Genomic DNA, 5,717 nt, shown 5'->3' on the forward strand with positions numbered 1-5,717 from the left:
GCCAGCAGCAGCGCGGCGGCCAGCAGCCAGGCGCGGCGCGGGCTAAAGCTCATCGGAAAGGCGAACAAACGTCAGGGGACCGGGATGGTGGCCGGCAGGTTCATGCGCAGCACGGTGCCGGCGCCGGGCAGGTGCGCCACCGCCAGCTCGCCGCCAAAGTCCGCCAGGCGGGCGCGGATGGCGCCCAGGTCGAGCGCGCCGCGCGGCGATGGCGGTTCGCTCAGGCCGTCGCCGCTGACGATGATGGACAGCTGCTGCGGCCGCAGGTTGAGCGTGGCTTGCACGCTGCGGGTGCCGGCCTGTTCGCACAGATAGCCCAGCGCCGCCAGCACGATGCCGTAGATGCCGGTGATCTGGCGCTGGTCCAGCGCCGCGCTGTCCTCCAGCAGCTCCAGCCGGCAGCTCAAGCCGTGGCGCCGCTCCAGTTGCTGCATCTGCCATTCGATGGCGGCCGACAGGCCCAGCTCCAGCGTGCGCGGATGCAGTTCGTTGATCAGTTCGCGCACCGCCAGGATGCTGGCGTCCAGCGTGCTCAGCGCCAGCATGGCGCGCTGGTGCAGCAGCGGCTGGCGCGCGCGGGTGCGGTTGTGCAGGGCGGTGACGTCCAGCTTGAGCGCCAGCAGGTTTTGCGCCAGGTCGTCGTGCACGTCCTGGGCGATGCGGCGGCGCTCGCTTTCCTTGGCCGTGTGCTGGTGGTGGGACAGGGCCCGCAACTCGTGCAGCGACGAGGTCAGCCGGCTCTCCGCGCGCTTGCGGTCGGTGATGTCGACGCACATGGCGATCAGCATCTTGGGCCGGCCCTGCTGGTCGTAGATCGGTTGCTTGTGGGTTTGCAGCCAGCGGTTCTCGCCGAGGCCGGCGTGCCACAGCTCTTCCTCGTAGACGACGTGCTTGCCGCTGTCGAAGGCCATGCGGTCGTGTTCGAGGAAGTAGGCGGCCTGCTCGGCCGGAAAGAAGGCGGCGCCGTCGTTGCCTTGCATGGCCTCGAAGGGGATGCCCCACAGCGCCTCGCAGGCCGGGTTCATCAGCAGGACGTTCGATTGCGCGTCCTTGATGAACAGGGCCAGCGGCATGGCGCTCACCAGCTGATGCAGATCGCCATCGGCCGCCGCGCCGGCGCCGTCGCCCTGAACCCGGCTGAGCATGCTTTCAATATCCGATTTTCCCAGCGATTCGATCAGGTTTTTCATGACGGCGTAGGCAGTGGTCCGATGTTCACATTCTAATGCTATTTTGCTGCTAGCCTTCAGCCCGTTTGCGGTCCGTGATGTCGACGCACATGGCGATCAGCATTTTGGGCTGGCCCTGCTCGTCGTAGGTGGCTTGCTTGTGGGTTTCCAGCCGGCGGTTTTCGCCCCGGCCGGCATGCCACAGGTCTTCCTCGTAGACGGTGTACTCGCCGCTGTCGAAGGCGATGCGGTCGTGCTTGAGGAAATAGGCGGTTTGCTCGGCCGGGAAGAAGGCGGCGCCGTCGTTGCCGCGCATGGCGTCGAAGGGGATGCCCCACAGCGCCTCGCAGGCCGGGTTCATCAGCAGGACGCGCGACTGCGCATCCTTGATGAACAGGGCCGCCGGCATGGCGGCGATCAGCGCGTGCAGCTCGCCGTCCGGCGCGGCGTTGCCGATCTCGGTCTTGATACGGTTGAACATGCTGTCAATTTCCGGTTTTCCCAGCGAGTCGATCAGGGTTGTCATGGCCATCCTAGGTAGTGGGTGTTGTCATATTCTAATGCCATTTTTGCCAGATTGATCAATCTTTAAGGAAATAAAAAAAGCCCTGCCACATCGGCGCCGGGGGAACGGCGCCGATGTGGCAGGGCATGGGCCATTGCGGCCGGCGGCTTAGCCGGTGTTGCGCAGACCGGCCGCGACGCCGTTGATCGACAGGTGGATGCCGCGGTGGACCCGCTCGTCCGCCTTGCCCGGCTCGCTCGACAGCGCGCGGTGGCGCTTGATCAGCTCGACCTGCAGGTGGTTCAGCGGATCGAGGTAGGCGAAGCGGTTCTGGATCGAGCGCGCCAGCAAGGGGTTGCCGGCCAGGCGCTCGCTGGCGCCGGTGATGCTTTGCAGGATGTCCAGCGTGTTCGCGTGCTCCTCGGTGATGCGTTTGAAGATGCGCTCGCGCAGCTCCTTGTCCTGCACCAGCTCGGCGTAGCGCGAGGCGATCGCCAGGTCGGTCTTGGCCAGCACCATGTCCATGTTCGACAGCAGCGTGGCGAAGAACGGCCACTGGCGGAACATGGCCTGCAGCTGGGCCAGGCGCTCGTCGCGCGGGCCGTCCGCGATCCAGGCGCCGATGGCGCTGCCGAAGCCGTACCAGCCCGGCAGCAGCAGGCGGCACTGGCCCCACGAGAAGCCCCAGGGAATCGCCCGCAGGTCCTCGATGCGCTTGGTCGACTTGCGCGAGGCCGGGCGCGAACCGAGGTTGAGCTCGGCGATCTCGGCGATCGGCGTGGCGGCGAAGAAGTAGTCGGTGAAGCCCGGGGTTTCATAGACCAGGTTGCGGTAGGCCTTGTAGGCGCGGTCGGAGATCTCGGCCATCACGGCCTCGAACTGGCGCAGCTGGGTCAGGTGGGCGCCGTCGGCCGACTGCGGCATCAGGCTGGCCTCCAGCGTGGCGGCCACCAGCAGCTCCAGGTTGCGGCGGCCGATGTCCTTGTTGGAGAACTTGGAGGCGATGATCTCGCCCTGCTCGGTCAGGCGGATCTGGCCGTTGACGGTGCCGTGCGGCTGCGCCAGGATGGCCTCGTACGACGGACCGCCGCCGCGGCCCACCGTGCCGCCCCGGCCGTGGAACAGGCGCAGCTTGACGCCGGCCTTTTCAAACACGGTCACCAGGTGGGTCTCGGCCTTGTACAGCTCCCAGTTGGAGGTGAGGAAGCCGCCGTCCTTGTTGGAGTCCGAATAGCCCAGCATGACTTCCTGGATCTGGCCCTGGCGCGCGATCAGCGCCTTGACCAGCGGGATCGCCATCACCGCTTCCATGATGCCGGCCGCGCGTTGCAGGTCGGGGATGGTCTCGAACAGCGGGATCACCATCAGGTCCAGCTCCTGTTCGGCGATGCGCAGCAGGCCCATCTCCTTTTGCAGCAGCAGCACTTCCAGCAGGTCGGACACGGTCTCGGTGTGCGAGATGATGTAGTTGCGGATGGCGCGCGCGCCGTACAGCGCGCGGATCCGGCGCGCCGCGCGCAGCACGCCCAGCTCGGAATCGGTCTCGGCCGAGTAGGCGATGTACGGCGAGTACAGCAGGCGCGGCTGCGCCAGTTCGCTCAGCAGCAGCGCCACCTTGGCGTCCTCGTCCAGCGACGGGTAGTCGGCCTGGCCGCCGGCCTTGGCGAACAGCTCGCCCAGCACGCGCTCGTGGATGTCGGACGACTGGCGCATGTCCAGCGAGGCCAGGTGGAAGCCGAAGATGTCGGCCGCGCGCTTCAGGGTCGACAGGCGCGGCTGCACCAGCACGGCGCCGTGGTTGGCGTTGAGCGAGTCGACCAGCACCTGCAGGTCGGCCGAGAACTCGGCCGCCGTGGCGTACGGTTCGGCGTGGCCCACTTCCTTGCGCAGGATGTTGGTCGCGCCCAGCGCGCGGGCGGTGCTGGCCAGGCGGGCGTAGATGCCGATCAGGGCGCGGCGGTAGGGCTCGTCGGCGCGGTGGTCGGAGGTGTCCGGCGACTGGTCGGCCAGCGCCTGCAGCTGCGGGCTGCAGGCGATCATCAGCGTCGACACCGACAGTTCGGCGCCCAGCAGGTGCGCCTCCTCCAGGTAGAAGTCGAGGATGGTGGTGGCCTGGCGCGTCAGCGCGTGCTCCATGGTGCCGCCGTTGACGTTGGGATTGCCGTCGCGGTCGCCGCCGATCCAGCTGCCCATCTGCACGTACGGCGCGGTGATGGCCTTGGCTTCGCCGCCATCGCCATAGTGCGCGGCGATGTCGGATTCGATGTCGTCGTACAGGCCCGGCAGCTCGCGCAGGAAGGTGATGCGGTAGTAGGACAGCGCGTTTTCGATCTCGTCGGCCACGGTCAGCTTGGAGTAGCGCAGCATGCGGGTCTGCCACAGCGTGGCGATGCGGGCGCGCAGCAGGTGCAGGTTGGCCGCCTGTTCCTTCGGCGTCAGCGGCAGGTCGCGCTCGGCCAGCAGGCGGGCGATGTCGTGTTCCGCGTCAAGAATGGACTTGCGTTGCACTTCGGTCGGGTGGGCGGTCAGCACCGGCGCGATCAGCGCGTCCTGGAAGAAGGTGCTGACGGTTTGCTGGCTGACGCCGGCTTCCTTGAGCTTGCACAGGGCGAAGTTGACGCTGCCTTGCTGCGGCTTCGAGCCGCCCAGCAGGTGGGCGCGGCGGCGGCGGATGTGGTGCTGGTCTTCCGCGATATTGGCCAGGTGCGAGAAGTAGGAAAACGCGCGCACCACCGAGATGGTCTGCTCGCGCGTGAGGATCTTCAGCATGCCGTCCAGTTCCTTGGCCGCGCCGGCGTCGGCCTCGCGGCGGAAGCGCACCGCCGTCTGGCGGATGGTTTCGACCACGGCGTAGACTTCCTCGCCCTCCTGGTCGCGCAGCACGTCGCCCAGCAGGCGACCTAACAGTCGGATGTCTTCTTTGAGTGGCGCATCCTTGTCTGCGCCAGGTTGTTCAGCCGTTTGATCGTTCGTTGCACTAGATTGGTTTGCCATGAGATAAGCCGCAAAGATGTGAAAAGTCGGTGCAAAGGCTTGTGGCCCGGTTCTGCAAGAAGGTGAGCATGATAAAATTTGTGATCTTAAACACGCACGTGGTACTGGCCTGCGCCGGTCAGCGTCAGTTACAGCGAAAGAACTGGTTGTGAAAATATCGGAATTACTACAAAATCCTCCGTCCACCTTGGTGATCGCTTCGCGTGAAAGCCGGCTCGCCATGTGGCAGGCCGAGCATGTTCGGGCTCGCTTGACTTTATTATATCCGCAGTGCGATATTAAAATTGTAGGAATGTCGACAAAAGGCGACCAAATTCTTGATCGCACCCTGTCCAAGGTCGGCGGCAAGGGCCTGTTCGTCAAGGAACTGGAGGTCGCCATGGCCGAGGGCCGCGCCGACCTGGCCGTGCACTCGCTCAAGGACGTGCCGATGGAGCTGCCGGAAGGCTTCGCCCTGGCCGCCGTGCTGGAGCGCGAAGACCCGCGCGACGCTTTCGTTTCCAACGATTACGCCTCGCTTGATGAATTGCCGGCCGGCGCCGTGGTCGGCACCAGCAGCCTGCGCCGCCAGGCGCTGATCGCCGCGCGCTACCCGCAGCTGGTGATCAAGCCGCTGCGCGGCAACCTCGACACCCGCCTGGGCAAGCTGGACCGCGGCGACTACGCGGCCATCATCCTGGCCGCCGCCGGCCTCAAGCGTCTGGGCCTGCCCGGGCGCATCCGCGCGCTGCTGGATCCGGCCGACAGCCTGCCTGCCGCCGGCCAGGGCGCGATGGCGATCGAGATCCCCGAACGCAAGGCCGTGGGCGGCGTCGACCTGATGGCGCTGCTGGCGCCGCTGAACCACGAAGCCACCGCCCAGGCCGTCATGGCCGAGCGCAAGGTGTCCAAGGTGTTCGGCGGCAGCTGCCAGGTGCCGCTGGCGGCCTACGCCACGGTGGAGGACGGCCAGATGCACCTGCGCGCCATGGTCGCCACGCCGGACGGCGTGCGCATGGCCAGCGCCGAGGTGCGCGGCGCCGCCGCCGAGCCGGAAGCGCTGGGCGAGC

At 66.8% G+C, this 5,717-nt stretch carries 4 protein-coding genes; 1 reads left to right on the forward strand and 3 read right to left on the reverse strand.

Annotated features, from left to right (window positions below):
- Positions 1-71: 71 nt before the first annotated feature.
- From GTP90_RS34600 to ppc, 3 genes are all read right to left on the reverse strand, one after another.
- Positions 72-1,190 (reverse strand): PAS domain-containing sensor histidine kinase, encoded by a 1,119-nt coding sequence (locus GTP90_RS34600; protein WP_161087760.1) that lies wholly within the window; start codon positions 1,188-1,190, stop codon positions 72-74.
- Positions 1,191-1,239: 49 nt separating this feature from the next.
- Entirely contained in the window at positions 1,240-1,695 is a 456-nt protein-coding gene (locus GTP90_RS34605; RefSeq protein ID WP_161087761.1) for a PAS domain-containing protein, read from the reverse strand.
- 147 nt (positions 1,696-1,842) lie between these two features.
- Positions 1,843-4,668 (reverse strand): phosphoenolpyruvate carboxylase, encoded by a 2,826-nt coding sequence (ppc, locus tag GTP90_RS34610; RefSeq protein ID WP_161087762.1) that lies wholly within the window; start codon positions 4,666-4,668, stop codon positions 1,843-1,845.
- A 220-nt stretch (positions 4,669-4,888) separates the two neighbouring features.
- Here ppc and hemC point away from each other — a divergent pair.
- A partial coding sequence (gene hemC / locus GTP90_RS34615) for a hydroxymethylbilane synthase (RefSeq protein WP_254452188.1) occupies positions 4,889-5,717 on the forward strand: 829 nt, incomplete at its 3' end.

It is taken from the genome of Duganella vulcania (genome assembly GCF_009857655.1).
Lineage (GTDB): Bacteria > Pseudomonadota > Gammaproteobacteria > Burkholderiales > Burkholderiaceae_D > Rugamonas > Rugamonas vulcania.

What these genes read in the sequence shown, in the direction of transcription:
- ppc (WP_161087762.1), bottom strand. Translation starts at nt 4,668, where the DNA reads ATGGCAAACCAATCTAGTGCAACGAACGATCAAACGGCTGAACAACCT.
- GTP90_RS34600 (WP_161087760.1), bottom strand. Translation starts at nt 1,190, where the DNA reads ATGAAAAACCTGATCGAATCGCTGGGAAAATCGGATATTGAAAGCATG.
- GTP90_RS34605 (WP_161087761.1), bottom strand. Translation starts at nt 1,695, where the DNA reads ATGACAACCCTGATCGACTCGCTGGGAAAACCGGAAATTGACAGCATG.